We start from the raw sequence: 24,443 nt of genomic DNA on the forward strand, positions 1-24,443 counted from the left end.
CTCGCCCGGCGGCCACCCGCCGCCAGGACGACAAAAAAGCCGGCAGCCCCACAGGCTGCCGGTTTTTTTCTTGGGCCTGGCTGTCTGCGCGACGGCTAGCGCGCCGCCGGCACGCCCGCGCACATGCGTTGGCGGAACGCCGCATCGATGTCGATGCGCCACACCGCCCGCTTGTCGTCAGCGATACGTGCGGGCACGCCGGCAATCGCCGGGTAGCGCGAGGCGTCGTCGTCCCGGCCCCAGATCCAGAAGCGCGCGCCGTCGGCGGCCGCGCACAGGCGGGGCGTCAAGTCGCCGTTGTCCACCAGCACGCGCTTGCCTACGACGGGATCAAACTGCGCCGCGTCGTACAGTTCCTTGCGCCAGTTGTCGCGCGTGGGGATTTCGGGGTCTTGCCAGTTGTCGACGATCCAGGCGGGTTGCTCGGCCTGCGTATAGAAGCCCAGGTCGAACGGCAGCGCATGCAGCGCGATCTGCCCGTCTTGCGGCCGCATTTCGCGCTGCAGCGCCTGCATGGTCGGGCCCGCGCTGCCCCGCGGATTAGTCGAAGCGGCAATGATCGCCCCCAGGCAGATGACGGCCGCCACACCCGCCGCGATGACCACCCACCGGCGACTGCCCGCAGCCCAGGCCGGTGCAAGGCGCTCGCTGATCAACAGCGCCAGCGGCGGAAACACCGGCAGCACATAACCGATCAGCTTGGATTGCGGAATGGAGAAAAACACCATCACCACGACGATCCAGATGGCCATCAACCGCCGCAACCCATGCGGGTCGACTTCACGCCAGAATCCCGGCGTAAAGAGCGACGCGCCCCAGATCGACCACGGCAGCGACAGCCCGACCACGATGGGGACATAGAACCAGAACGGCTGCGCGTTGTTGAAGCCGCTTTGCGCGAAGCGCTCGAAGTGCTGATAGACGAAGAAGTAGTGATAGAAGCCGGGAAACTTCGCCTGCATCAACCAGAACCACGGCACCGCCACCACCGCGAACGCCAGCAAGGCCGGCACCCACAGCAAGGCGCGCATGCCCCGCCAATCCCGCCGCAACAGCAACCAGGCCAGCACGATGGCGCCAGGCAACGCCAGGCCGATCAGCCCCTTGGCCAACACCGCCAGCGCCGCCAGCACGCCGGTGGCGATCGACATGGCGCGGAACGGCCGCCCTGCTTCTCGCCGCAATGCCGTATCGGCGGCGGCCAGCACGCACAGCGTGATCATGCTGGCTACCAGCATGTCCATATTGGCGAATTGCGCGGCGCCGAAGAACAAGGGCATCAGCCCCAGGATGGCCACTGCCCACCGCGCCTGCGCCACGTTCCGGTAGCGCGAGACAAAGGCGTAGAGCCCGGCCCCCGCGCTCCAGGCGCTAATCAGCGACGGCACCCGCGCGCTGAATTCGTGCACGCCGAACAGCGCATAGCTGAGCTGCGCCAGCCAGTAGTACAGCGGCGGCTTGTGGAAGTACGGCATGCCGTCCAGCAGTGGCACCATGGGAGAGCGGCTACGCAGCATCTCCCAGGCTACTCCGGCATAGCGCCCTTCGTCCGGCAAGGTCAGCCAGCGCGCCCAGGCCAGGGCGGCCAGCCACAGGGCCAGGCATAGCAGCACCAACCAACCGGGGATGGCCTTTCGCAGGCTGACCGGGCGGACCGCGGCGGCGGGCGTCATGACCGCGCTCACGCCTGGCGCTCCGCGTTGGCGTGTGCGACGGCAAGGCCGATATGACGGGACGGAAGGGTCAGGCAAGACTCAAATGGCATCGGATTTCGGGAAATGGGCAGGCACAAGAACGGGAAGCTCGCGCCATTATCGAAAGCCCCCCGTCGATTTCTCATGAAATTTCCAGCCCGAATCCGCCTTTTTCAGCCTTCCGTAGGCGGAAAACGCCCTTATTTCGACGTTGCCAGCCGGTCCAGGCGCAAGCGTCCGCGCTCGTCCGTCAGCCGTCGCATGGCGCCGTACGCCGCGCCCATTGCCGCCATGCCGCTGGCGCCGCACAGCAAGAACATCAGCAGGATCTGATACTTGGCGGCATCGATCGGGTCCATGCCCGCGATGATCTGGCCGGTCATGATGCCCGGCAGCGTGATGATGCCCGCCGCCGACATCTGATTGACGCTGGGAACGATGCCACGCCGCACCGATTCGCGCAGCAAGGAAGAAAACGCCTGGTGGGGAGTAGCGCCCAGCGACAGCCGGGCTTCGATCGCCAGCTTTTCCCGGCGTACGCCCGACAACACCCCGTCCAGCGCCAGGCTGGCGGCATTCAACACGCTGCCCAGCACGATGCCGACCAGGGCAATGGCATAACGGGGGTCGTACCAGGGGTCCGGGCGCAAGGCGGTGTTCAAGATGAACATCGCCGTGATCAACGTGGTGGCGGCCACTGCCAATGTGCCGACCCAGCCGTTGCCGTGCCCAGCCAACCGCGCCTTGGGCCGGGCGGCCACCTCGCGAGCGGCCAGCGCCATCATCACCGCCACGACCAGGGCAGTCAGCCACGGCGCGGCGTGTGCGAACACCACGCGCAAAATATGGCCCACCAGCAGCAACTGCACGACGGTACGCGCCGCCGCCCACAAGACCTGCCGCTGCAGGTTCAGCCGCAGCGCAAAGGAAATCGCTGCGCACAGCAGCACCAGGCACGACGCGATCACCAGATCCAGCGCCTGCAACTTGATCACGTCCATAACGGCTCCAGTCTGCCCGCGCCCATCCGCCAGCGCCGCCGCGCCAGACGCTGCGCCTGCTCGGGGCTATGCGTCACCATCAGGATCGCCGCGCCGCCGTCCAGATAGCGTTGCATCGCCGCCTCGACCAGCGCGGTCGCCGCCTGGTCCAGGGCCGCCGTCGGCTCGTCCAGCAGCAGCACGCGCGGCGCCTGCGCCAGTGCGCGCGCCAATCCCAGGCGCTGACGTTCGCCCGTGGAAAGCTCGTGCACCAAGGCGTCCAGCTTGTCGGAGGGCAGGCCCAGCGCCTGCATCAAGGCCTGGGCTTGCGCGCGGTCGGTGAAGTGCGGCGCGACCTGGTCGTCCCACCAACCCGCTTCGGCCTGGCAATAGACCACCTTGCGCCGCCATTCGAATCCTCGCATCGCGGAACGGCGGGCCCCGTCCAGTTCGACTTCACCGTGGCCGGGATCCAGGTCCGCGACCTGACGCAGCAACAGCGATTTTCCCGACCCGGAGGGTCCGGTGATGGCCGCGCATTCGCCTGCAGCAAGGTCCAGGCTGACCGGGGACAGGCGCTGGCTGTATACGCCGCGCAGCCGGAGAACGGGCACGCTATCAGCCATGGGTGCTGCCCTCGTGCGCCAGGGCCTGCGCAGACTCCGCCGCTTCGGCCTTCACCCAATCGATGAACGCCTGCACTTCCGGCCGGGCGACGGCGTCCGGCCGGCTGACGATGTAGTACGCGAAGCGCGCGGGCCAAGGCCGGTCCAGCGCAAGAACGAGCCTGCCCGAATCAAGATCTTCCCGGGCGTGCGTGTCTTGCACCAGCGCGATGCCCTGCCCGGTGCCGGCGGCGCGCAACAACAGCAAATCGTCTTCAAAGCTGGGCCCCCGGTGCGCGTCCGCCCCGGCGTCCACGCCATGCGCCTGCAGCCACAGCGCCCAATCCGCGCGGTCGGAATCCTGCAGCAACGGGTACTTCAGGCAATCTTCGGCTGACCTGATGGCCGGCCCTTGTGCCAGCAGCGCCGGACTGGCCACGGGCAACAGCACGGGCGTCATCAGCCTGAAGGTCGACAAGCCGGGGTAATGTCCCAGGCCGTGGCGCAACGCGACGTCGATGCGGTCGCGCCTGAAGTCGACCAGCTTGGACGACGCTTCCACCCGGACCTCGATATCAGGATGCAGCGCCGAGAATCTGCCGATGCGGGGCACCAGCCACGACGACGCGAATGACGGCACCGTGCTGACGGTCAGCGTGCGCGGGATGGAATAGGACTCCAGCAGCGACAACGATTTTTCGATCTGATCAAAGGCGCGCAGCAAGCCCGGATAGGCGCTGGCGCCCGCAGGCGTGAGCCGTACGCCATGCCGTTCGCGCACGAACAGCGCCAGCCCCAAGCGGTCTTCCAGCAAACGGATCTGCTGGCTGACGGCGCCGGGGGTGACTCCCAAGGCCTCGGCCGCCGCTTTCAGGCTGCCCAGGCGCGCGGACTCGGTAAAGGCTCGCAAGGCAAGCAAAGGCAGTACGGCACCCACAGCGCTTTCCTTTAGAAAATCTATCTTCCGGTTCGGGGCAGAATATCACAGGCCTAAGAACAACTTCGCCGGTAAGGCCTGATTCACGCCCCAGATACAGGATAGGCAGACTAAAACACAACAGCCCGCTGTCGGGCGGGCTGTTGTGGGCCATGGCTAGCCGTATCGGCTATGGAATCAAAGCATGTGCGCCAGGAATTCCCGGCTGCGCGCATGCTGCGGCGCCCGGAAGAAGTCCGCAGACGGCGCTTCTTCCACGATGCGGCCTTCGTCCATGAAGATGACGCGGTGCGCCACTTCGCGGGCAAAACCCATTTCGTGCGTGACGACGAGCATGGTCATGCGCTCGTCGGCCAGTTGCTTCATCGTGCGCAGCACTTCGCCCGTCAGTTCGGGGTCCAGCGCGGACGTGGGCTCGTCGAACAGCATGATGTCGGGTTCCATCGCCAGCGCGCGGGCGATCGCCACGCGCTGCTTCTGGCCGCCCGACAGGCGCGTCGGATAATTGTCGCGCTTGTTCAGCAGGCCAACCTTGCGCAGCAGCTCTTCCGCTTTCGGGATGATCTGGGCCTTCGACATGCCCTTCACCGTCAGCGGCGCTTCGATGATGTTCTGCAGCACCGTCATGTGCGGGAACAGGTTGAACGACTGGAACACCATGCCCATCTTGCGGCAGATGCGGCGCACGTCGGCGTCGCTGGCGTATTGGCTGCGGCCGCCGTCGACGGCGCGTGCCATGGTCTCGCCTTCGACCTCGATGCTGCCTTCGTCGATGGTTTCCAGATGGTTCAGGCAACGCAGGAACGTGCTCTTGCCCGAGCCGGACGGGCCAATCACCGCCACGACCTCGCCCTGGCCCAGCGTCAGCGACACCTGGTCCAGCACGCGGTTGGTGCCGAACGATTTGATGATGCCGCGCGCCTGGATCATGACGGGGCGGCCGTGCGCGCCGGCGCCGGGCGTCGGTTTACTGGTCATATTTGGCATAGCGCTTTTCCATGTGCTGGAAGAACCACGTCAACACCAGCGTCATGAGGAGGTAGAAGGCGGCAGCGACCAGGAAAGGCGTGGTCGTGAAGTCGCGCTGCACGATGCCGCGCGCGGTCCGCAGGATGTCGTTCAAGGCCAGCACGTAGATCAGCGACGTGTCCTTCACCAGCGTGATGGTCTCGTTGCTCATCGGCGGCAGCACGCGCTGCACCATCTGCGGCAGGACGATGCGGCGCAGCGTCTGCAGATAGGTCATGCCCAGCACCTTGCTGCCTTCGTACTGGCCCCGGTCCACCGACTGGATGCCGGCGCGGAAGATCTCGGCGAAGTATGCCGCGTAGTTCAACGCAAACGCCACGACGGCCGCCGGAAAATCGGGCAGGCGCACGCCCACCACCGGCACAAACGGCAGCGCGAAGTAGATGAACAGCATCTGGAGCATCAGCGGCGTGCCGCGCATCAGCCAGATGTAGCCGTTGACCAGGCTGCTTAGCAGCGGCCACTTCGAAATTCGCGCAAGCGCCAGCACCAGCCCCAGGGGCACGGCCAGGGCCAGGGTGATGAAAAACAGCGTCAAGGTCACTTTCGCGCCTTCCGCCATAGGCCCCAACAGGGAGAGTACGTAGTCCATTCAGTGGGATCGCGCCGCTTGCGGCAAGAAGATTCATGAGCAAGCCCGCCTGGCGCCTGGGCGCGGCAGCGGGCTGCGGGACGGCTTGGGGCTCGCGCCCGGGCCGGCAGGCCGCGGGCGCCGCACGCCGCTTACTTGATGATGTTGGCGCCGAACCACTGGGTCGCGATGCGGCCGGCGGTGCCGTCCTGCTTCATCGAATCCAGCGTCTTGTCCAGCTTGCCCAGCAGTTCGGTGTCATCCTTGCGCACGCCGACGCCGTAGTCTTCGGTGCCGAAGTTCTCTTCCAGCACGCGGTATTCGCCTGCGCGCTTGCTGATCAGGTAGCGGCCCACGACTTCGTCCACCACGATGGCGTCCAGGCGGCCGGCGGCCAGGTCCATCAGGGCCGTGACGTTGTCGCCGAACTTCTTCACTTCCTTGATCTGGGCGGCAACCGGGTCCTTGGCGATGGCGTCGGTGGCGCTGCTGCCGTCCTGCGCACCCACGGTCTTGCCGGCCAGGTCGGCCTTTGCCTTCACGGGCGACGCGGTGCCGACGATGATGATCTGGTGGTTGGCCATGTACGGCGCGGTGAAGCTGATGTTCTTCTTGCGCTCTTCGGTGATGGTCAGGCCGTTCCACAGCACGTCGACGCGGCGGCCATTGAGCTCGGCTTCCTTGGCGCTCCAGTCGATCGGCTTGAATTCGACTTCGATGCCGAGGCGCTTGCTGGCTTCCTTGGCCATGTCGATGTCGAAACCGACGATCTGGTTGCTCGCGTCACGAAAACCCATGGGCGGGAAATTGTCGTCCAGGCCCACCACGACCTTCTTGGCGGCGGCCGGCGCTTGCGTGCTGGCGGCCGGCGCGTTGTCGCTGGGGCCGCAAGCGGTCAGCATCGTGGTTGCGGACACGAGGAAAACAGCAGTCAGTTTTTTCATAGTTATGGGTGCGCCAGGCGCAGGAATGAAGAAGCCGGAGTGGCTGGACAATCAGCCGCGAGCCGACATTTTAGCGTCACTGCGCGACCCGCCCCTGGCGGGCCGGTCCGTACGCCGCCTGCCGCCCGCCTGGCCGCGCGGCAGCGCCCGCTATGGGGCGGGATGAAAGCGTTCCAGAAGGCGCAGGAACAGTTCCACGGCACGGGTGCCGGGCCGGGACACCTCGGTGATGGCGCTGATGGTGTTTTCGTAGACCGGGCCGTCGGGCAGCTGCGTCAAGGCGTGCCGTCGGGACACCGAATCCGCGTAATGCTGGGGCAGCATCCCGAGGTAATGGCCTGACGACACCAGCATGGCGATCGCCTCCAGCCCCGTGGCGTCCGGGCCGCGCGCGAACCCGTACGTGCCCAGCGCATCGTGCACGAAGGGGTGCGAGCGATACACCAGCGGCAGGTCGCGGGCGCGCTCCAGGCTGCCGCGCGCCACGAACAACCGGTGCCGCTCGACGAACAGGCGTTGGTAATGGAAGCCGCTTTCGCGGCGGTACATGCCCCGCACCGCAATCTGCACGCGTCGCTCGCGCAGCGCCTGGTCCAGGTCGTTGAAGGTCATCACCGTCAGTTCCACCTTGACGTCGGGCGCCGCCTCCCGCATGGCGCTCAACGCCCGGGGGATCTGGCAATCGGCGTCGGTAATCACGTGCTCGACCATCCCAATGGACAGCGTCCCCGACAGCACGCCACGGACCGCATCGATCTCGGGCCGGATGCGCTCCAGCGATTTCAGGGCGTCGCGGGCCAGTTCCAGCGCCACTTTGCCCGCCTGGGTCAGCTCGAAGCCCGACGGCCCGCGGTCGCACAGGCGCACGCCCAGCGTTTCCTCCACCTCGCGCACATGGCGGCTGATGGAGGCCTTGGACATGTTCAGCTGCTTTTCCGCCGCGGCAAAGCCGTTGGCCTGGGCCACGGCGCAGAAGATGCGCAGGGAGCGCAGGTCGCGCTCGGTGAACTCCGGACGGGCCACGGTCGTTCCGTTTTGAAAGGTATTGAATTTTGAAACCATACCACTAAAAAAATCATTTTTCATGACCGACCCAGGGGAATACAGTTTCTGGAACCGCTGGCCAGGGAGCGCAGATTCCCGCGGCGGGCCCACACCGGGCCAGCCGGCCCAGCGGCCAAAACACCACGATATTTCAAGGGAAAAATCATGCGGAACCTGTCCAGAAGGCGCTTTGTCACGACCACCCTCGCCGCCGGGGCGGCGTTGGCCCTGCCCGCGCTCTCGTTTGCCGAGGGCGGATCGCTGGCCGACATCAAGAAGCGCGGCAAGCTCACGGTGGGCACGGAAGCCGCCTACGAGCCGTTCGAGTTTGTCGAAAACGGCAAGGTCGTGGGCTACGGGCACGACGTGCTGCAATTGATGGCCGCCAAGCTGGGCGTGCAGCTGGAACAGATGAACCTGCCCTTCCAGGGGCTATTGCCGGGCCTGATGTCGCGCAAGTTCGACCTGGTCGCCACCAGCGTGGGCATCACCCCGGAACGCGCCAAGCGCTTCGCCTTCACCCAGCCGGTGGGCGTGGTCCGGTCGGTGCTGATGGTGCGGGTGGACGATGCCTCGATCAAGCAGGACAAGGACATCGCGGGCAAGATCATCGGCACCCAGATGGGATCGTCGTCGCAGCCGGTGGCCGAGGAATTCGAGAAGCGCTTGAAGGAGTCCGGCGCCAAGGGCTATGCGGACACGAAGCTGTTCCAGGCCTATCCGGACGTGTCCAACGCGCTGGCCAACAAGACCGTGGATGTGGCGCTGATGCCGTCGAACATCGCCGCGGTCCAGATGCGCAAGCAGCCCGGCGCTTTCCGCATCGCCGGCGAGATCGGCCAGGCCAAGCTGCTGGCCTGGGTCGCGAACCCGCAGGACCTGGAGATCCGCCAGTTCGTCAACGACACTTTCGACGAATTGCGCGCGTCCAACCAGTTGCTGGAACTGCAAAAGAAGTGGTTCGGGGCGCCCATGGACATCCCGCGCGCCAACTACCTGCCTGCCGGCGCCATCTGAGCCCGCCGCCATGCTGGACTGGTTGAATCAAAACGGCGCGCTGGCGCCGTTCCTGCACGGCGTCGTCTCGGGCACGGCCATCACCATCGCGGCATCGGCGGCGGCCTTCGCCATCGGCATCGTGCTGGGCGTCGTCCTGCTGCTGGCGCGGATGTCGCCCTATGCGCCGGTGCGCGGCGTGGTCATGCTGTGGGTCAGCGCCATCCGCGGCACGCCCGCGCTGATCCACATGCTGATCGCCTACTACGTGGTGCCGCCGCTGCTGGGCATTTCGGTGTCGCCCATCGCCGCGGGCATCGGCGCGCTGGCCTGTAACACCAGCGCCTACATCGTGGAAATCCTGCGCGGCGCGCTGGGCACGCTGTCGGGCGGCCAGGTGGCCGCGGCCCGCGCCCTGGGGATGCGGCGCCGGCAGATCTGGCGCTATGTGCTGCTGCCCCAGGTGTTCTACCGCGCCATCCCGCCGCTGACCAGCGAACTGACCATCCTGCTCAAGGCATCCTCGTTGATGTCCATCATCGCGGTGCCTGAACTGGCCACGGTCGCGCGCAACGCCACGTTGCAAAGCGACCTGCCGCTGCAGGTGTTCACGGTGACGGCGGTCGTCTATTTCATCATTCTGTTCTGCCTGTCGGCCGTCTCAAGGCTGTGCGAGCGGCGCGTGTCGAGGATGCTGCCCCATGCCCATTGATCTCTCCATCGTCGGGGAATCCATCCCCGTGCTGCTCAAGGGCCTGCGGATCACGGCGCTGGTCAGCCTCATCGGCATTCCGCTGGGCATGCTGATCGGCAGCCTGGCCGCCTACGCGGCGCAGTCGCGCACGCCCTTGCGCCCGCTTGCACTGGGTTACGTGGAGCTGGTACGCAACATTCCGTACCTGATCCTCGTCTACCTGTCGTTCTTCGGGCTGCCCAAGCTGGGCGTACCGGCTTCCGCCATGTCGGTCGCCATCGGCTGCACGGCGTTCTACACGGGTGGCTACTTCTGCGAAATCCTGCGCGCCGCCCTGCAAAGCGTGCCGCGCGGGCAGACCAGCGCGTCGCTGTCGCTGGGCATGACGTACTGGCAGACGCAGCGCCACATCGTCGTGCCGCAGCTGTTCGGCTACCTGATTCCGCCCACCACCAGCCTCGTCATCATGATGTTCAAGGACTCGGCGATCTTTTCGGTGATGAGCCTGCCCGAAATGACCTACCAGAGCAATCTGCTGACGGCCAATACCTTCGCGTACCTGGAAGTGCTGGGCACGACCGCGCTGATCTATTGGCTGTGCAGCGTGCTGATGGCCGGCATCGGCCGCCGCCTGGAATCCGTGGCACGCCGCAGCACCCACCAGGCCTGACTCCCTTCATCCTCCCTGCAACAGGAACCCCAGACATGAGCACCTATACCGTCCCCCCCCGCACCGGCCACCCTACCCTGCTGTATTCGACGCTGGCGCTGGAGCTGGACAACCTCCAGGCCGACATCGCGGTCCTGGGCATGCCCTACGGATCGCCGTATTCGGCCGCCGACTTCAGCAACGACCAGACGAATGCGCCCACTGCCATCCGCCAGGCCACCGACCGCGTCGTGCGCCGCCCCGGCCACTATGACTTCGACATCGACGGTCCGCTGCTGCAAGGCCGCGACGACATCCGCTTCGTGGATTGCGGCGACATCGTCCCCGACCTGTCCAAGCCGCGGGGGGAACACTACGACCGCGCCGAAGCCGCCGTGCGCCGCATCGCCGCCGCCGGCGCCGTGCCCATCGTGCTGGGCGGCGACCACGGCATCACCACGCCCATCCTGCGCGGCCTGGACCAGAAAGGCCCGATCACGCTGGTGCACATCGACGCCCACCTGGACTGGCGCGACGACGTCAACGGCGTGCGCGACGGGCTGTCCAGCCCCATCCGCCGCGCCTCTGAAATGGCGCACGTGGACCGCATCATCCAGATCGGCCTGCGCGCCCAGGGCAGTGGCCGCCCGGAAGAACTGGTGGCCGCCCGCGCCTATGGCGCCGAGCTCGTCACCGCCTACGAGCTGCACGACGTGGGCATGGACGCCGTGCTGGAGCGCATTCCCGACGGCGGCAATTACTACCTGACCATCGACGCCGACGGCATGGACCCGGCCACCATGCCCGCCGTGGCCGGCCCCGCCCCCGGCGGCGTCACCTTCGTCCAGGCCCGCAAGCTGATCCATGGCCTGGTGCGCAAGGGCCGCGTGGTGGGCATGGACATCGTCGAGATCCAACCGGAAAAGGACCTGAACCAGATTTCCTGCATCACCGCCGGCCGCCTGATCCTGAACCTGATCGGCGCCTCGATCCGCGCGGGGCATTACGACAAATGAACGCCTCCGCACCCATCATCGACATCCGCGGGGTGGACAAGTACTACGGCAGCCACCACGTGCTCAAGCAATGTTCCACCCGGGTGGACAAGGGCGAGATCGTGGTGGTCTGCGGGCCGTCCGGCTCGGGCAAGTCCACCCTGATCAAGACGGTCAACGCCCTGGAACCCATCCAGAAAGGCGACATCCTGATCGACGGAGACTCCGTCACCGCGTCGCGCGACCTGCCCAAGCTGCGCACCAAGGTGGGCATGGTGTTCCAGCATTTCGAGCTGTTTCCGCACCTGGACCTCACGCGTAACCTGACCCTCGCCCAGGAGATCGTGCTGGGACGCGACAGCGCCACCGCGCGGGCCAAGGCCGGCGCGCTGCTGGAACGCGTGGGCTTGTCAGCCCACGCCCACAAGCATCCCGGCCAACTGTCCGGCGGCCAGCAGCAGCGCGTGGCCATCGCCCGGGCGCTGTCCATGGACCCGATGGCTATGCTGTTCGACGAACCGACGTCGGCGCTGGACCCTGAAATGGTCAACGAAGTGCTGGACGTGATGGTGGAGCTGGCCGAAGAAGGCATGACGATGATGGTCGTGACGCACGAAATGGGCTTTGCCCGCCGCGTGGCCAATCGCGTGGTCTTCATGGAGGACGGCGCCATCATCGAAGACAGCCCCACCGACCGCTTCTTCCGCGACGCCGCCAGCCCGCAGGCCCAGCGCTTCCTTTCCAAGATCCTTCCCCACTGACCCGGCCCGGCGCCCCGGCGCGCCGGCCTTACGACAAGACATGCATCATGGCGCACACCCGCATTCGTAAATTCAATACCCGCGACACCTATCCCGAGCAGCAGCTGGATAACGACCTGTGCCAGGCCGTCGTGGCGGGCAACCTGGTGTTCCTGCGCGGCCAGATCGGCCAGGACCTGGATTCCCGCGAGTCGATCGGCGTTGGCGACGTGGCCGCGCAGGCCGAGAAGGCCATGGCCAACGTCGCCATGCTGCTGGAAGAATGTGGCAGCGAGCTTTCGCACATCTGCAAGCTGACGGTTTATCTTGTCGATGTGCGGTACCGCGAAACCGTCTACCGCGTCATGGGCCGCTGGCTCAAGGGCGTGTTCCCTGTATCCACCGGCATCGTGGTGTCGGCGCTGGCGCGGCCGGAATGGCTGGTCGAGATCGACGTGACGGCCGTCATCCCCAGTTGAATGGCGGCCCGCTGACGCGGCATGCTAGGCTTTCCCGTTAACTCGGGAGGCCAGCATGCAATTCAACATCAAGGACCGCAAGGGCCAGATCATCGGCGTGGCGGACGTGCAGACCGGCGCCAACGCGCTGATGTCAGGCAGCTTTGCGCCCACCCCGCTATTCGCCCCTTACGCCCCCCTGTTCCGTGCCTTGGAACAGGCTGCCACGGAGGCCACGACAGAAACGTCTGACCGCCTGCAACGGGACATCGACGGCCACGGCTTCCGTGCCGAGGGCCCCTTGCCGCTGCCCACCAGCGCGCCCCTTGAGGCCCTGGCGATCACGCGCCACGGCGTCAGCTTTCGCCTGAAGCCGCCCGCTGCTGCGAAGGCCGGCGCATGACGCCTGCCATCCGTATCGGCCCCCTGGTCATCCCCTCCGAATTCGCCGTACTGCTCGTTGCGGCCGCCGTCGGTTTGCTGGCGGCGCGGCTGTTGAACCGCCAACGCAGCGAGGCCAATGAACTGAGCACGGCCTTGTGGCGCGCGATGCTGGTCGGCCTGCTGGTCGCCCGGCTGGGTTTCGTCTGGCAATACCGCGAGCACTATCTGCCCGACCCGATCAAGATATTGGATTTGCGCGACGGCGGCTGGGCGGGGCTGGCGGGTCTTGCCGCCGCTTGGGGTTACGTGCTGTTCGCCGCGGTCCGGCGCCACGCGCCGCGCGCCGCCCTGCTGGGCGCCGCGGCGCTGGCAAGTGTCGTGTGGGTCGGCGGCGGCCGCTGGCTTGCCCCCACGCCACAAGCGCAGCCCGAATTGGCCGCCTTGGCGGTGCAGCGCATCGACGGGGCGCCCGCCGCGTTGTCCGCGTTCCACGGCAAGCCCACCGTCATCAATCTGTGGGCCAGCTGGTGCCCGCCGTGCCGGCGCGAAATGCCGGCTTTCGCCAAGGCGCAGGCGACCAATCCCGACGTGAATTTCGTCTTCCTGAACCAGGGCGAGGCTCCGCCCGACGTCGCGCAATTCCTGGCACAGCATGCGCCCGCCCTGCGCAATGTGCTGCTCGATCCGGCTGGCGAGGCATCACGCAAGCTCAGCAACCGCGGCCTGCCCGCCACACTGTTCCTGGACGCGCAGGGTCGTTTGGTCGACCTGCGCGTGGGCGAGCTGTCCACGGCGTCGCTGGCGCAACGCCTGGAAGCCATCCAGAAAGCGGACGGCGGCTGACGCAGCCTCATTGCGGCGTCGCGCTAGCCCAGGGCAACGCCAGCCCCTGCATCGTCCGTTCAAAGAGATGCAGGCGCTGGCCGATGTGCGCAGCCGGCGCGTCCAGGCGCGCCACCATCACCGGGCCGTTGGGCAATGCGCGAATGGTGGCGACCACGGCGGGCGCCGCCTCGCCGGGCTTGGCGGGCATCGTGGTCCACGCCAGCAGCTCGCCCGCTTCCACGGGGACTTGCCGCGCCTGGGCCTGATCCTGCCCGCACGCCGGGCACCACAGCCTGGCGGGATACACCCGGTGGCCGCAGGCGTGGCATTCAAAAACGTTCACGCTCATGCGCCCTCCGCCGAGAGTACCGCCGCATTGGCGCACATTCCGTAGCGCAATTGCACCATGCCGTAGCCGGTCACAACGCCGTGGCGTAGTCCGGGCAACTGGCGCGCCCCCGCCTGCCCCAGCAACTGCCGCGATACCTCGACCAACCCATGCATACCGCCCGCCGTGCCCGCTTGTCCCGCAGACAGTTGGCCGCCAGCCGTATTGACGGGCAACGCCCTTGTCGCGATGCGGCGGGCAACGAAGCCCGGCAAGTCATCCGCGCGCGCGAACCCCAGATCGCACAATTGCGCCAAGGCCATCGCCGGGTAGTCGTCGTACACGCTGATCACGTCCATGTCTTCAGGCCCCAACCCCGCCCGGCGCCACAGGTCCGGTGCAAAGGCCGCAATACCGGTGGCCAACCCGTCGCCTTCCTGCTGGTCGTCGTTGTAGCGGGCGTCGCTGGCGATCAGCCGCACGCTGACGCCTTGCGGCTGCGCGCGCAGCACCAGCGCACTGGCCCCGCTGACGACGGGCACGCAGTCCAGCCGGCCCAGCGGCGGCGCGACAAGCGGCGCATCCAGGTATTGGGCCAGGGTCAGCGGCTGGCGGTAGGCGGCGTTCGGGTTGTCGACCGCCCATTGCCGTTGCGCCACGCACAACGCGCCATAGTCTTCGCGGCGCAAGCCCGTACGCGCCATTTGCCGCTGCGTCAGCATCGCGAACAAGGGATTCGGCCCCTCGCAGCCCAAGGGACTCAGGTATTCCTGCGCGCTGCGGTTGTAGCCACGCACCAGCCCGGCGAAGTCGGCGCCGGAGAAGTGGTCGCCGGACGCCAGCACGATCGTCCGGGCCTGGCCGGCTTCCAGCGCCAGCCACGCCTGCCGCAGCAGATTGATGGCGCTGGCGCCCCCCATTTCGTCCTGCATGCACCAATTCAGCCGCAGGCCCAGGCGCCAGCCCAGATCGATGGCGCGATCCGGCCGCAGCGTGAACGACGCCACGCCCAGCCCGTCCACGTCGGCGGGCGTCAATCCGGCGCCGCGCAGGGCATCGCCGATCGCCTGGGCCATCAAGCCGGCGGTGCTGCACGACGCATCGGGATGCCGTAGCGCCGGCGTTTCCCCTACGCTGACGATGCCCGGGCGAGGGTCCCCACTCATTCCGTGTCCTCGCGCGGCGGCTCGCGCGTCAGCAGCAAGGTGATCACCGTGATGGCGGCCATGCCCACCAGGAACCACGCGACCGGCGTGGCCGATTCATACTTGCGCAGCAGCGCCATGGCGATCAGCGGCGACAGGCCGCCCGCGAACACGGACGCCAGTTCGTGCCCCAGCGCCAGACCCGTGTAGCGGACTTCGGCCGGGAAAAGTTCAGCGAAGTACGCGGGCTGCGTGCCGATCATGGCGGCGTGGCAGACCGTGTTGCCCAGAAAGAAGGCCAGGAAGATCCATACCGGTTCCTTCGTCTGCACCAGCCAGAAGAAGGGAAACGCGACCAGCACCAGGCCGGCGGAGCCGATCAAGTACACCGCGCGGCGCCCGATGCGGTCGGACAAGTGGCCGAACCACACCAACGAGCCCAGTTCGACGAACATCGACGCCAGCACGCCGCCCAGCATGACGTCATTGGGAATGCCCAGGAATTTGCCGTAGGCCAGCGCAAACGCCAGGAAAATGTATGAGCCGCCGTTCTCGGCCACGCGCAGGCCCATCGCGGTCAGCACCTGACGCGGGTAGCGGCGGAACACTTCCACGGCTGGCATGCCGCGCTTGGCCGTCTTCTTGGCCTGCACGAACTCTTCGCTTTCGGGGATGTGCTTGCGGATGTAGAGGCCCACCCCGAAGATCAGCACGCTCAGCAGGAATGGCAGGCGCCAGCCCCAGCTCATGAAGGACTCCTGCGGCAGCTGCTGGGCCAGCATGAAGACCGCCGACGACAACACGAAGCCGCCCGCCACGCCCAACTGGCTGAACGACGAGAAGTAGCCGCGCCGCTTGCCGCCGACCGCTTCGCTGATGAGCAGCACGCCGCCGCCCCACTCGCCCCCGGCGGCTGCGCCTTGCAGCATGCGCAGCACCACCATCGCCACGGGGGCCCAGAAGCCGACCTGCTCATAAGTAGGCAGCAAGCCGATCAGGAACGTGGCCGCCCCCATCAGCCCCAGCGTCCATTCCAGCGCGAGCTTGCGGCCGTAGCGGTCGCCGATGTGGCCGAAGATCACGCCGCCCAGTGGGCGCGCCAGGAAGCCCACGGCAAAACCGGCGAACGCGCCCATCGTGCCCAGCAGCGGGTCGGTGCCTTTGGGAAAGAACAGCTCGCCGAAGACCAGCGCCGCGGCCGTGCCATAGATGAAAAAGTCGTACCACTCCATCGCGTTGCCCGCGACGGAGGCCATCACTACGCGCCGGGTCCGCTTTCTTTTTGCCTCGTCGCCGGCGGACAACGCCGCCCCCTTGTATGCCATCGTCATTGCCGCCCCTTGGATTTTTGAATGTTCAATGGCGCGCAAGCGCCGGTTCACGCTATCGCGCCACGCGATAACCCGCGGCGTCCCGGTCCCAGGTGTCGCCGGTGATGCCTTCTTCCCGCAAGCGGAACTTGCGGACCTTGCCGTTTTCGGTGCGCGGCAGATCGTCCAGCACGCGCAGATAACGCGGCACCGCGAAATACGGCATGCGGGGCTGGCAGAAATCCAGCAGGGCCGCGTGCGTCAAGGACTGGCCGGGCTTGTAGACCAAGGCCGCCATCACCTCGTCCTCGGCCAGGTCGGAGCGCACCGCGTAAACCGCCACGACCGCCACGGCAGGATGCGCCAGCAGCACCTGCTCCACTTCGTAGGACGAGATGTTCTCGCCGCGGCGGCGGATCGCGTCCTTCATGCGGTCCAGGAAACGAAAGTAGCCATCGGCGTCGCGGACCACGCGGTCGCCCGTGTGGAACCACAGGTTGCGCCAGGCTTCGACCGTCTTGTCGTCCATGCCGAAGTAGCCGGTCGCCACCGCAAAGGGCGGCGTCGCGCGCAGCAGCAATTCCCCGGGCTCGCCATCGGGCACGGGCGCGTCATGTTCGTCGGCCACCATCGCGTCGAATTCCGGCGCGACGCGGCCCATCGTGCCGGCCCGTTGCTCGGCCAGCGTTCCCCCCAGCGCGAAATTGGTTTCGGTCGACCCGTAGCCCTCCAGCAACGCGATGCCGGTGCGTTCGGTGAAGGCGCCATGAAAGCGTTCAGGCACGCCGGGCGCCAAGGCGATGCGCGTGCGGTGCCGGCGTTCCGCTGCGGCGGGCTCATGCGCCAGCAGCATCGGCACCATCGCGCCCAGCAGATAGGTCACGGTGGCGCCGGTGGCCTCCAGGCGGTCGAAATAGCGGCTGGCGGAAAAGCGTTCGTCGCACACGATGGATGCGCCCGTCACCAGCGCCTGAAAGCAGGCGTTCAACGCATTGGTATGGAACAGCGGCAGGCTGGTGTAGAGCACGTCCGCATCGGTGATCTCCAGATTCCGGGCCGCGATCCTGCCCCACCAGTAGAACTGCGCATGCGGGCAGCACACGCCTTTGGACAGCCCCGAGGTGCCCGAGGTGTACAGGATGGCCAACATGTCGCCGGGCTGGATTTCGGCCGCGGGCGGCAGGGGCGCCTCGGGCGGCGGTGGCGGCGCACTGGCCGGCGCAGGCAGGCCATTGACCGGAGAGGCCTCGTCCAGCAGCCAGATCGCCCGCAAGCGCAACGCGTCTGCCGGTTCTGTGGCGGGCATGGCGGCCAGCGCCGACAGGGCCGGACAGGACGCCGCGTCCGCCACCAGCAGCACGCAGCCGCTGTTGGCCAGGATGTGCCGCAGTTGCATGCCGCGGGACGCCGTATTGATGGGCACCACTACCGCGCCCAGCCAACCGCAGCCCAGGACGATGGACAGGAATTCGTGCCGGTTGCCGGCCATCAGGCCGACACGGTCGCCACGCCTGACGCCTGCCGAGGCCAGGCGCGCGGCCCAGCTTGCAGCGTGGGCCGGCGCATCCCCGAAGCGCAAGGCCCCGCCCGGCGCCTGCACCCACAGGCGATCGCCCAGACGGGCGCCCTGCTCCACCAACAACGACGGCAATGTCAACGCATGCATGGCGACGCTTCCCCGGTTGTGCGGCCGCTGCCTGGCGTGGCGCGGCTCTATGGAATTAGTCTAGGAATCAACTATTTATGTGTCAAATTTATGGGTATTATTTATCTTATAAATCAGACTGATATCAAGGGCGTGCGTGGACTTCGACTTGAATCTCATGCGGGTTTTCCTGACCGTGCTGCATGAACGCAGCGTGACGCGCGCGGCGCAGCGGCTGAACCTGACGCAGCCCGCGGTCAGCTATGCGCTGGCCCGGTTGCGCGAGCGTTTCGACGACCCCCTGTTCGTGCGCACCGCCACCGGCATGCAGCCCACGCCCATCGCCTTTGCGCTGGCCGGCCCGATCGAACGCGGCATGAACAGCTTTGCCGAAGCCGTCAGCCTGCGGCAGCGTTTCGACCCCGCCACCAGCACCCGGCGCTTCCGGCTGTCCATGTCGGATATCGGTGAAATGGTCTTCCTGCCACTGTTGATGGAACGCGTGCATGCGCTGGCCCCGCGCCTGCAGGTCGAGGTGCTGGAAATTCCGCTGGAGCAATTGCCCCAGGCGTTGAAGGACGGCGAGGCCGATCTGGCTATCGGCAACCTGGCGGGCCTGGGCCGTCACACCCGCCACGCCGACCTGTTCAGCGAGCGTTATGCGTGCATGGGGCGGCGCGGCCACCCGGTGCTGTCGGCCGGCCTGACCCGCGGACAGTTCAAGCGGCTGGACCATATTCTGGTGGCCTCGCGCGCCAGCGCCCATCGCCTGCTGGACGACGTGCTGGGTGAAGCCGGCCTGCACCGCCAGCCCTACCTGACGCTGCCGCACTTTTCCGCCGCCGCCGAGATCGTGCGCCGTACCGACCTGACCGTTACGCTGCCCTATCGGGCGGCCATCTGGTTCAACCGCGACAACGCGTTCGAGATCCGCCCCCTGCCGCTCACCCTGCCGCCGCTATGCGTTACGGTGCACTGGCACGCACGCTTTGAAAGCGATCCCGGCACGATGTGGCTGCGGCGTCTGGTCGAAGACACACTGGCCGACCGCAGCCCGGCATGATTTGATCGATTCATGCAACAGACCCTGGCAAGCCAGGGCGTAGATACGCGCAGTTCCTGCAACTAGACTGGCTCCATTCTTATTTCCCACCCGGAGCCCGCCATGACTATTCTTCCCGCCCTGCGCCGTCTGCTACAGACCGCCGCCCTTGCCGCGCTGATCGCCCCGGCCCACGCCGCCGGCACCGGCCTGACGCTGACCCATTTCAACCCTGGCAACGACGCCATCTTCCCGGTGTCTTCGGTGCTGGTCAGCGGCCAGCACGACGCCATCCTGATCGATGCGCAATTCGGCAAATCGCAAGCCGCAAAAGTGGTCGATATGGTGCGCGCCAGCGGCAAGAAGCTGACCACCATCTACATCAGCCACGGCGACCCCGACTTCTACTTCGGCCTGGACACGGTGCTGGCGGCCTTCCCCGACGCCCGCGTCGTGGCCACCGAACCGACCGTGCACCACATCAAGGAAACCGTGGACGCCAAGATCGGGTTCTGGGGCCCGAAGCTGGGCGCCGATGCGCCGTCCAAGGCAGTCATCCCGCAAGTGCTGCAAGGCCGCACGCTGACGCTGGAAGGCCAGACGCTGGAAATCACCGGACTGGACGGCCCGCAGCCGGATCGCAGCTTCGTGTGGATCCCGTCGCTCAAGGCCGTCGTAGGTGGGGTCGTGGTGTTCGGAGACCTGCATGTGTGGATGGCCGACACGCAAACGCCGCAGTCTCATCAAGATTGGCTGGCCACGCTGGCGCGCATCGAGCAACTGGCTCCCGTCACGGTCATCCCGGGCCACTACGCGCCGGGCGCACCGCTCAACCTGGAATCCGTCCGCTACACGCAAGCCTATATCCGCGCCTTCGACACGCAAGCCGCGAAGGCAGGCGACAGCGCCGCACTGATCGCCGCCATGAAGGCGCAGTACCCCAAAGCGGGCGCCGCCGCGTCGCTGGACATCAGCGCCAAGGTCGCCAAGGGCGAAATGAAGTGGTGATAGGCGGTGCGGGCGGCTAAGGGAGGCCTTTGCCGCCTGCTCCTGCTCTGTCAGGCGCTACCCCATTGCCGCCAGCATCAGGTCCAGGTTCTGCACCGCCGCGCCGGAGGCGCCCTTGCCCAGGTTGTCGAACACCGCGGTCAAGAGCACCTGGCCATGCTGCTCGTTGCCATAGACCGCCAGCCGCAGATCATTGGTGCCGTTGAGCGCCTGGGGATCCAGATGCGTGTGCGCTGCGGCTTCCTGGCGGTCCACAACCTGTACATGCGTCGTGCCGGCGTAGTGCCGTTGCAGGCAGTCATGCAATTGCTGGCTGGTCACGCCCGCCGGCAGCAAGCGCAGTTGCAGCGGAATCGTCAGCACGATGCCCTGGCGGAACGCGCCGTACGCGGGCACGAACACGGGACGTTGCGCCAGGCCCGCGTGCGCTTCGATTTCCGGCGTGTGCTTGTGCGCCAAACCCAATCCGTACAGCTGGAACGCCGGGCCTTTCGCGCCGTCCGGCCCTTCATAGGCGTCCACGCTGGCGCGGCCACCTCCCGAATAGCCCGACACCGCGTGCACCACGGCCGGGTAGTCGGCAGGCACCAGCCCGGCCTGGATCAAGGGGCGCAGCAAGGCGATGGCGCCCGTGGGGTAGCAGCCCGGATTGCTGACGCGCTTGGCGCGGGCGATCAGCTCCGCCTGCCCCGCGTCCATCTCGGGAAAGCCGTACATCCAGCCCGGTGTGGTGCGATGCGCCGAGCTGGCGTCGATCACCCGCACCTTCGGGTTCACGACGGACGCCGCGGCCTGGCGGGCCGGCTCGTCGGGCAAGCACAGGATGGCCACGTCGCTGGCGTTGATGGCTTCGGCGCGGCGTTGCGGGTCCTTGCGCTCGGCCTCGGGCAGCGTCAACAGGCGCAGGTCGGTGCGACCGTTCAGGCGTTCGTGGATCTGCAGGCCGGTCGTGCCTTGGTCGCCGTCGATAAAGACAAGAGGATGGGTCATGACGTGCTCCGTCCCGGTCGGGAGGTGGGGTTGTGGCGGGCGCCGTCGCTGGCAATGCCAGCGGGGCAAGTCCGTATCATCGATCCGCAGGCAACATAAGAAAAGTCGAATATCATGATCATTGGATTCATCTTTTCTGAACGATAAAGCCATGCGCGAAATCAGCCTGGACCGCTTGCGCACCCTGGTGGCGATTGCCGATCTGGGGTCTTTCGCGGATGCCGCCCGCGCCCTGCACCTGGCGCCCCCTACCGTCAGCCTGCACGTGGCCGACCTTGAAGCCCGCATCGGCGCGCCGCTCCTGACCCGCAAGCGCGGCCAGGTGCGGCCCACCACCATCGGCGAGACCCTGCTGGAGCGCGCGCGCCGCTTGCTGGCCGAAGCCGACCAGGCCTTGGACGACGTGCAGCGCCAGGTGCAGGGCCTGTCCGGCCGCGTTCGGCTGGGCGCCTCTACCGGCGCCATCGCCCACCTGCTGCCGCAAGCCCTGGAAACACTGGGCCGCCACCACCCCGGCATCGACGTGCAGGTCGCCGTGCTGACCTCTCAGGAAACCTTGCAACGCCTGCATGACGGCACGCTGGATGTAGGGCTGGTGGCGTTGCCGCAACCGCCCATCGACGGGCTGGTGCTCAAGCCCTGGCGCCGCGATCCGGTCATGGCCTTCCTGCCCGCCGGCTGGCCGGCACCGGCGCGCGTCACGCCGGCGTGGCTGGCAGACCGTCCGCTGATCCTGAACGACGCCACCACGCGGCTCTCGCGCCAGACCGGCGAATGGTTCGCGGGCGCCGGACTGAACCCGCGCGCCCGCATCCAGCTGAACTACAACGACGCCATCAAAAGCCTGGTGGCCGCCGGCTACGGCGCCACGCTGCTGCCGCACGAGGCGACCGCGCCGCAACCCGACCCGCGCATCATCATGCGCCCGCTACGCCCTGCACTGTGGCGCCCGCTGGGCATCGCGCACCGCGCGGAAAAGGTGGAACAGGCGACCCGCCACGTACTGGACGTGCTGTGGGAACTACGCGCCGCAAACGGCGGATGAACCCCTCAAGCCGCGCGGCGGAAGTACGCCGTGCGCGCCGTTTCATCGCGCAGCCGCCGCGCACGCGAGCGGAACAGGTCCTTGCGGCCCACGATGCCCAGCAAACGGCCCGTGGCCCGGTCCACGATCGGCACGCGTCCGACGCCTGACAGCGCCATGCGGTCCGCGATCCGGCTGGCCAGTTCGTCGGGATAACCGATCACCTGCTCGCGTCCGACCAGCATCTGAGCCAGGGTGCGGGAATCGTCCTGCGCATTCAGCGCCCACGCCAGCGAGTCGGCGCGCGTGACCTCGCCCACCACGACGCCTTGCGCGTCCACCACCGGATAGCTGGTGTGCACGGGTTGCAGCGTCGTGAAATGCGCGACGGCCTGCCCCACCGTCGCGGTGTCCGGCAGCGTGTCGACGGCCTGCGTCATGATGGCCGACACCCGCACCAGGTCGAACGGGTCCACATGGTATTCGCGGCTGATGTGATGGCCGCGGCGCGCGATCTTCTCCGTCAGGATCGACCGTTTCAACAGCAAGACCGTCACGCCATACGCGAAGACGCAAGCGGCCAGCACCGGCAGCAGCGCCCCCATATCGCCGGTCAGTTCTACCGTGAACAGCGTGGCGGTCAACGGCGCGCGCATGGTGCCGCCCATCATCGCGGCCATGCCCAGCAAGGCCCAGAAACCGGCGTCCGCCTGCGGCAGCCAGGGCGTGGCCAACGCGCCCAGCGCGCCGCCGAAGATGAGCAACGGCGCCAGCACCCCGCCCGACGTGCCCGACCCCAGAGCGATAGACCAGATCGCCACTTTCACCACCAGCAGCAGCAACACCGCCTGGAACGCCAGGTCGCCCGCCAGCAGGTGGCGGATGTTGTCATAGCCAACGCCCAGCGCGGCGGGGTCGATCAACCCGCCGATGCCGATCGCCAGGCCGCCAATGGCCGGCCACCACATCCAGTGCAGGGGCAGCTTTTCAAACAGGTCTTCGGCCGCATACACCAACGTCGTCAGCACGCCCGAGCCCAACCCTGCCAATACGCCCACCGCCGCGCAGGCCACAAGATGCCACGGGGTGAACGACAAGGCGCCCGCATAGGCGAAGACCGGACCGGCGTCCAGCGCAAAGGCGCGCGTGGCTGCCGCCACCAAGGCCGCCATTGCCACGGGCAGGAAGCTGCGCGGCTTCCATTCGAACAGCAGCAGCTCGACGGCCAGCAGCACGGCAGCCAGCGGCGTCGCGAAGATGGCCGTCATGCCGGCGGCGGCGCCGGCCACCAGCAAGGTCTTGCGTTCGGCGTCGTCCAGGTGGATGGTCTGCGCCAGCAAGGAGCCAATGGCGCCGCCCGTCATGATGATGGGCCCTTCGGCGCCGAACGGCCCGCCGGTCCCGATCGACACCGCGGACGACACGGGCTTCAGGATCGCGACCTTGGGTTGGATCCGGCTCTTGCCGATCAGGATGGCCTCCATGGCTTCCGGAATGCCATGCCCGCGGATCTTCTCGGACCCGAAGCGCGCCATCAGCCCGATGATCAAGCAGCCCGCGACCGGGATGAAAACCGAGCCCCAGCCCAGCGCCCCGGCCGTGATCGGCAAGTCGGCGAACGAGAAGCGGCCGTGGTACGCCAGGTTGGTACACAGGGAGATCAGGCGCAGCAAGGCCCAGGCGGCGGCCACGCTGGCCAGGCCGACGGGAATGGCCAACGCCATCAACAGGACGACGCGGCGGTCGGTGGTGAAATCGCCCAGGCGGGTGGACGCTTGGGCGGACGATGGCGCTGACGCGGCCGGGGCTGATGCGGGAGAGGTGGGCATAGGCAAAACAGAAGTTCTGAAAAAAAGCGGGAATACAGGGAGGAATGCGACAAAAAACGCCAGCGTTTGCGCCAGATCATTTATATCGTATCACGACATATATTAGAATCGGCTCGTGAAAACGTCTCCGTCCCCCACTCCGCTGTCGCCCGCCGATTACGAATTGCTGGCCGACTTCCGTTACGCATTGCGCACCTTCGCCGCCTTCAGCGAAGGCGCCGCCGCTGAATTGGCGCTGACCCCGCAACAGCACCAGACGCTGCTGGCCATCAAGGGCACCCGCAAGAGCCCGGCCGGGCGGCGCGGCCTGTATGTGGGCGAAATCGCCGACCGCCTGCTGATCCGCCCGCACACGGCGGCCGAACTGGTGGGCCGGCTGGCCCGCCTGGACCTGGTCAGCCGCGAGGCAGATCCCGAGGACGGCCGCCGCGTCGAGGTCGTGCTGACCCCCAAAGCCGAGCGCGTGCTTGAAAGCCTGTCCGCATCGCATCTGGAAGAATTGCGTGCGATGCGGCCCCTGCTCGCCCGCTTGCTGACACGCATCGGCGACGAAGCCGTTTGATCGCGGCACGCGGCT

At 67.1% G+C, this 24,443-nt stretch carries 26 protein-coding genes; 12 read left to right on the top strand and 14 right to left on the bottom strand.

Annotation, left to right across the window (positions count from 1 at the left end; translation table 11 throughout):
• Nucleotides 1-95 precede the first annotated feature (95 nt).
• The 8 genes from CEY09_RS07075 to CEY09_RS07110 all read right to left on the bottom strand — a co-directional run bounded on the left by CEY09_RS07075 (nucleotide 96) and on the right by CEY09_RS07110 (nucleotide 7,822).
• On the bottom strand, nucleotides 96-1,673 hold the full coding sequence (locus CEY09_RS07075) for an ArnT family glycosyltransferase (RefSeq protein WP_088588082.1): 1,578 nt from the start codon (nucleotides 1,671-1,673) through the stop codon (nucleotides 96-98).
• A gap of 221 nt (nucleotides 1,674-1,894) precedes the next feature.
• Nucleotides 1,895-2,695 (bottom strand): ABC transporter permease, encoded by an 801-nt coding sequence (locus CEY09_RS07080; protein ID WP_088588083.1) that lies wholly within the window; start codon nucleotides 2,693-2,695, stop codon nucleotides 1,895-1,897.
• Nucleotides 2,686-3,300, bottom strand: coding sequence for an ABC transporter ATP-binding protein (locus CEY09_RS07085; RefSeq protein WP_088588084.1), 615 nt, complete (start codon nucleotides 3,298-3,300; stop codon nucleotides 2,686-2,688). The genes CEY09_RS07080 and CEY09_RS07085 overlap by 10 nt, the downstream gene beginning before the upstream one ends.
• On the bottom strand, nucleotides 3,293-4,216 hold the full coding sequence (gcvA, locus tag CEY09_RS07090; RefSeq protein WP_088588085.1) for a transcriptional regulator GcvA: 924 nt from the start codon (nucleotides 4,214-4,216) through the stop codon (nucleotides 3,293-3,295). The genes CEY09_RS07085 and gcvA overlap by 8 nt, the downstream gene beginning before the upstream one ends.
• A gap of 177 nt (nucleotides 4,217-4,393) precedes the next feature.
• On the bottom strand, nucleotides 4,394-5,146 hold the full coding sequence (locus tag CEY09_RS07095) for an amino acid ABC transporter ATP-binding protein (protein WP_006223038.1): 753 nt from the start codon (nucleotides 5,144-5,146) through the stop codon (nucleotides 4,394-4,396).
• Nucleotides 5,147-5,183: 37 nt separating this feature from the next.
• The gene (locus CEY09_RS07100; protein WP_006223039.1) at nucleotides 5,184-5,837 is read right to left on the bottom strand and encodes an amino acid ABC transporter permease; all 654 of its coding nucleotides are present in this window, start codon (nucleotides 5,835-5,837) and stop codon (nucleotides 5,184-5,186) included.
• Nucleotides 5,838-5,968: 131 nt separating this feature from the next.
• Nucleotides 5,969-6,760 (bottom strand): amino acid ABC transporter substrate-binding protein, encoded by a 792-nt coding sequence (locus CEY09_RS07105; RefSeq protein ID WP_088588086.1) that lies wholly within the window; start codon nucleotides 6,758-6,760, stop codon nucleotides 5,969-5,971.
• A 150-nt stretch (nucleotides 6,761-6,910) separates the two neighbouring features.
• A complete protein-coding gene (locus CEY09_RS07110; RefSeq protein WP_088588087.1) occupies nucleotides 6,911-7,822 on the bottom strand; it encodes a LysR family transcriptional regulator in 912 nt (303 codons plus the stop codon).
• A 147-nt stretch (nucleotides 7,823-7,969) separates the two neighbouring features.
• On the opposite strand from CEY09_RS07110, the gene CEY09_RS07115 reads away from it, so the two are divergent.
• The 8 genes from CEY09_RS07115 to CEY09_RS07150 are packed head-to-tail and all read left to right on the top strand — an operon-like array spanning nucleotide 7,970 to nucleotide 13,563.
• The gene (locus CEY09_RS07115; RefSeq protein ID WP_088588088.1) at nucleotides 7,970-8,821 is read left to right on the top strand and encodes a transporter substrate-binding domain-containing protein; all 852 of its coding nucleotides are present in this window, start codon (nucleotides 7,970-7,972) and stop codon (nucleotides 8,819-8,821) included.
• Nucleotides 8,822-8,831: 10 nt separating this feature from the next.
• On the top strand, nucleotides 8,832-9,512 hold the full coding sequence (locus CEY09_RS07120) for an amino acid ABC transporter permease (protein ID WP_088588089.1): 681 nt from the start codon (nucleotides 8,832-8,834) through the stop codon (nucleotides 9,510-9,512).
• Entirely contained in the window at nucleotides 9,502-10,164 is a 663-nt protein-coding gene (locus CEY09_RS07125) for an amino acid ABC transporter permease (protein ID WP_006223044.1), read from the top strand. The genes CEY09_RS07120 and CEY09_RS07125 overlap by 11 nt, the downstream gene beginning before the upstream one ends.
• Nucleotides 10,165-10,199: 35 nt before the next feature.
• A complete protein-coding gene (locus CEY09_RS07130; RefSeq protein WP_088588090.1) occupies nucleotides 10,200-11,159 on the top strand; it encodes an agmatinase in 960 nt (319 codons plus the stop codon).
• Complete coding sequence (locus CEY09_RS07135) at nucleotides 11,156-11,899, top strand: amino acid ABC transporter ATP-binding protein (protein WP_006223046.1); 744 nt, start codon at nucleotides 11,156-11,158, stop codon at nucleotides 11,897-11,899. Before CEY09_RS07130 ends, CEY09_RS07135 begins: the two co-directional genes overlap by 4 nt.
• Before the next feature lie 47 nt (nucleotides 11,900-11,946).
• Nucleotides 11,947-12,357, top strand: a complete 411-nt coding sequence (locus tag CEY09_RS07140) for a RidA family protein (RefSeq protein ID WP_088588091.1) — start codon at nucleotides 11,947-11,949, stop codon at nucleotides 12,355-12,357.
• Nucleotides 12,358-12,412: 55 nt separating this feature from the next.
• Nucleotides 12,413-12,739, top strand: coding sequence for a hypothetical protein (locus CEY09_RS07145; RefSeq protein ID WP_088588092.1), 327 nt, complete (start codon nucleotides 12,413-12,415; stop codon nucleotides 12,737-12,739).
• Nucleotides 12,736-13,563, top strand: coding sequence for a TlpA family protein disulfide reductase (locus CEY09_RS07150; protein ID WP_088588093.1), 828 nt, complete (start codon nucleotides 12,736-12,738; stop codon nucleotides 13,561-13,563). Before CEY09_RS07145 ends, CEY09_RS07150 begins: the two co-directional genes overlap by 4 nt.
• A gap of 7 nt (nucleotides 13,564-13,570) precedes the next feature.
• On the opposite strand, the gene CEY09_RS07155 is transcribed toward CEY09_RS07150, so the two are convergent.
• Genes CEY09_RS07155 through CEY09_RS07170 form a run of 4 tightly spaced genes read right to left on the bottom strand, consistent with a single transcriptional unit; the run spans nucleotide 13,571 to nucleotide 18,045 of the window.
• A complete protein-coding gene (locus CEY09_RS07155) occupies nucleotides 13,571-13,894 on the bottom strand; it encodes a Zn-ribbon domain-containing OB-fold protein (RefSeq protein ID WP_088588094.1) in 324 nt (107 codons plus the stop codon).
• Nucleotides 13,891-15,039, bottom strand: coding sequence for a thiolase family protein (locus CEY09_RS07160; RefSeq protein WP_088588095.1), 1,149 nt, complete (start codon nucleotides 15,037-15,039; stop codon nucleotides 13,891-13,893). Before CEY09_RS07160 ends, CEY09_RS07155 begins: the two co-directional genes overlap by 4 nt.
• The gene (locus CEY09_RS07165) at nucleotides 15,036-16,349 is read right to left on the bottom strand and encodes an MFS transporter (RefSeq protein WP_088588096.1); all 1,314 of its coding nucleotides are present in this window, start codon (nucleotides 16,347-16,349) and stop codon (nucleotides 15,036-15,038) included. The genes CEY09_RS07160 and CEY09_RS07165 overlap by 4 nt, the downstream gene beginning before the upstream one ends.
• A gap of 52 nt (nucleotides 16,350-16,401) precedes the next feature.
• Nucleotides 16,402-18,045, bottom strand: coding sequence for an ATP-dependent acyl-CoA ligase (locus CEY09_RS07170; protein WP_272938452.1), 1,644 nt, complete (start codon nucleotides 18,043-18,045; stop codon nucleotides 16,402-16,404).
• 106 nt (nucleotides 18,046-18,151) lie between these two features.
• On the opposite strand from CEY09_RS07170, the gene CEY09_RS07175 reads away from it, so the two are divergent.
• Together CEY09_RS07175 and CEY09_RS07180 are read left to right on the top strand one after the other, a co-directional pair.
• A complete protein-coding gene (locus CEY09_RS07175; protein ID WP_006223054.1) occupies nucleotides 18,152-19,036 on the top strand; it encodes a LysR family transcriptional regulator in 885 nt (294 codons plus the stop codon).
• Nucleotides 19,037-19,138: 102 nt separating this feature from the next.
• The gene (locus CEY09_RS07180; RefSeq protein ID WP_088588098.1) at nucleotides 19,139-20,023 is read left to right on the top strand and encodes an MBL fold metallo-hydrolase; all 885 of its coding nucleotides are present in this window, start codon (nucleotides 19,139-19,141) and stop codon (nucleotides 20,021-20,023) included.
• Between the two features lie 57 nt (nucleotides 20,024-20,080).
• Here the strand turns inward: CEY09_RS07180 and argC are convergent, their stop codons facing one another.
• Nucleotides 20,081-21,013 (bottom strand): N-acetyl-gamma-glutamyl-phosphate reductase, encoded by a 933-nt coding sequence (gene argC / locus CEY09_RS07185; protein ID WP_088588099.1) that lies wholly within the window; start codon nucleotides 21,011-21,013, stop codon nucleotides 20,081-20,083.
• Between the two features lie 151 nt (nucleotides 21,014-21,164).
• On the opposite strand from argC, the gene CEY09_RS07190 reads away from it, so the two are divergent.
• The gene (locus tag CEY09_RS07190) at nucleotides 21,165-22,058 is read left to right on the top strand and encodes a LysR family transcriptional regulator (protein ID WP_088588100.1); all 894 of its coding nucleotides are present in this window, start codon (nucleotides 21,165-21,167) and stop codon (nucleotides 22,056-22,058) included.
• Between the two features lie 5 nt (nucleotides 22,059-22,063).
• On the opposite strand, the gene CEY09_RS07195 is transcribed toward CEY09_RS07190, so the two are convergent.
• Nucleotides 22,064-23,866 (bottom strand): chloride channel protein, encoded by a 1,803-nt coding sequence (locus CEY09_RS07195; protein ID WP_088588101.1) that lies wholly within the window; start codon nucleotides 23,864-23,866, stop codon nucleotides 22,064-22,066.
• 115 nt (nucleotides 23,867-23,981) lie between these two features.
• On the opposite strand from CEY09_RS07195, the gene CEY09_RS07200 reads away from it, so the two are divergent.
• Nucleotides 23,982-24,428: a MarR family winged helix-turn-helix transcriptional regulator gene (locus CEY09_RS07200; protein ID WP_088588102.1), complete on the top strand. Its 447-nt coding sequence runs from the start codon at nucleotides 23,982-23,984 to the stop codon at nucleotides 24,426-24,428.
• Nucleotides 24,429-24,443: the final 15 nt, after the last annotated feature.

The sequence above is a fragment of the Achromobacter marplatensis genome (assembly GCF_002209535.1).
GTDB classification, from domain to species: domain Bacteria; phylum Pseudomonadota; class Gammaproteobacteria; order Burkholderiales; family Burkholderiaceae_B; genus Achromobacter; species Achromobacter marplatensis.